Genomic DNA, 1782 nt, shown 5'->3' on the forward strand with positions numbered 1-1782 from the left:
AATACCCTGTCTGCCTGATTCGCTTTTTCTTTATCTTTGCGTTACAATAGGAACATCAGATAAAGGAGAACGGCATCCATGGCAAAAGTATATACAGAAGAAGTGGACATTGAAAGAGTAAAAGTGGACATTAAGAGTGGAGAAGTGGACATTGAAAGCACAAAAGTGGACATTCGAAATAAATTACTTTCTTTCTCAGATACGATTTCAGAAAAAACAATAAATCATACAGTAGAAATATTTTCAAAATGTGGAAAAGAAAATTGTTTCGGAAGAACGATAGTTGAAGAAATTACTGGATTAAAGCCATCAAGAGCTTCCAAGTTAATAAAACTGTTGGTTGATAGTGAGGTAATCGTACTTGTAACAGGACATGGAAAAGGAAAATATCGGTTTCAATAAAAGTGAACATTGAAAGGGTGTTAATGCCATTCGCAAAAATGCCCAAAACAAATCGGCGTACTGATATATTACCAAATATGGTAGCAGTATTTAGAATAATTTTGTATTATAAAAGTGTTACAAAATATCGGCGTACCCGCCACACGTTTACAAAGTCAAACGGTCTGTACGCCATGTCTTAACCTTATGATTGCAGATATTAGCAACCTGTCAAAGGGTGTAAAAACTCAGTAACTATGCGGGTTCGCGTACTGTTAAAGCAGTGAAAAACGACACCGCATGTGGAGACGGTAGTACTGCTTTCCCACAAAAAGCCAGACGGACATATCAACGTAAAAGTTGAGTTTGGCGAGGGTGAGGGAAAAGTTCCACTTGATAATATTGCTAAAAGAGCGGAAAGCTATAAGCCCAAAGAACGAGTGACCTACAAAATGATAAAGGAGTACATAGAAGCTAAATACGGCTTCAAAGTACATACCGCATATATTGCAGAGGTAAAGAGAGATTTAGGCTTGCCGATGTACGATGCTCCTAATGCGGTAGAGAAATTGAAACAGCCGAGGAAGCATCCAACTCCAGAGAAGGTTGAAGCAATAAAGGATGCATTGAAGCATTTTGAAGTGATTTAATAATGATGAGCGTATCATTAAAATAGTGGTACGCTTTTCTTTAAAATATTTGGGAAACAATATATAAGTGCTGAATATGCTTGAAAGGAGCATTCCTGTAATTCATTAAAAGCGCCAATTGAATAAAAAAGAACCTCAAGGTATGATTGAGTTGCATCTTGGCGGATGTAAACAAAACAATCAAGCACTGGAGGTTCCCAATGAATTATACACAGAATGAAAAGATTGAGCAAGTAACAGATTCAACAATGGTTGTCGGAGTTGATATAGGAAGCCAGATACATTATGCAAGAGCTTTTGATAACAGAGGACGCGAACTTACAAAACGTATTTTTTCTTTTCATAACGATCTGGAAGGGTTCAATTCTTTCAACCTTTGGGCAGAGACACTTAAGACTGAGAATAAAAAGACTGCAGTTCTGATCGGCTGCGAGCCAACAGGTCATTACTGGTTTGCGTTTGCAAAGTATGTAAATGATCATCAGAAAAGATTAGTAATGGTCAATCCATTCTCGGTTAAGAAGATCAAGGAACTTGATGATAACAGTCCAAAGAAAACAGATTCAAAAGATCCAAAAACAATCGCAAAACTAGTTGTGGATGGGAGATATTCAATCCCATACATGCCAGAAGGCATTTATGCCGAAATAAGAGACCTGGTATACAGCCGTGAGCCTATATGGATAATCTGAGGCATAAGTGTCGTGAAGAGCCGTATGCCTGAATTGGGCACGTACGGATCTGTGGGGGA

3 protein-coding genes are annotated in these 1782 nt (G+C 38.0%); all 3 read left to right on the forward strand.

The window, feature by feature from the left end; genetic code table 11:
- Nucleotides 1–78: 78 nt before the first annotated feature.
- The 3 genes from DWW77_RS13510 (at nt 79) to DWW77_RS13520 (ending at nt 1723) form a co-directional block, all read left to right on the forward strand.
- Nucleotides 79–402 (forward strand): hypothetical protein, encoded by a 324-nt coding sequence (locus DWW77_RS13510; protein ID WP_173746127.1) that lies wholly within the window; start codon nt 79–81, stop codon nt 400–402.
- 281 nt (nt 403–683) lie between these two features.
- Nucleotides 684–1031 (forward strand): RNA methyltransferase, encoded by a 348-nt coding sequence (locus tag DWW77_RS13515; RefSeq protein WP_110103026.1) that lies wholly within the window; start codon nt 684–686, stop codon nt 1029–1031.
- A 200-nt stretch (nt 1032–1231) separates the two neighbouring features.
- Complete coding sequence (locus tag DWW77_RS13520; RefSeq protein WP_110925741.1) at nt 1232–1723, forward strand: IS110 family transposase; 492 nt, start codon at nt 1232–1234, stop codon at nt 1721–1723.
- Nucleotides 1724–1782 lie beyond the last annotated feature (59 nt).

Origin of the sequence: Ruminococcus sp. AF17-12, from assembly GCF_003479245.1 — a bacterium.
In the GTDB taxonomy this organism is placed as follows: Bacteria; Bacillota; Clostridia; order Lachnospirales; family Lachnospiraceae; genus Blautia_A; species Blautia_A fusiformis.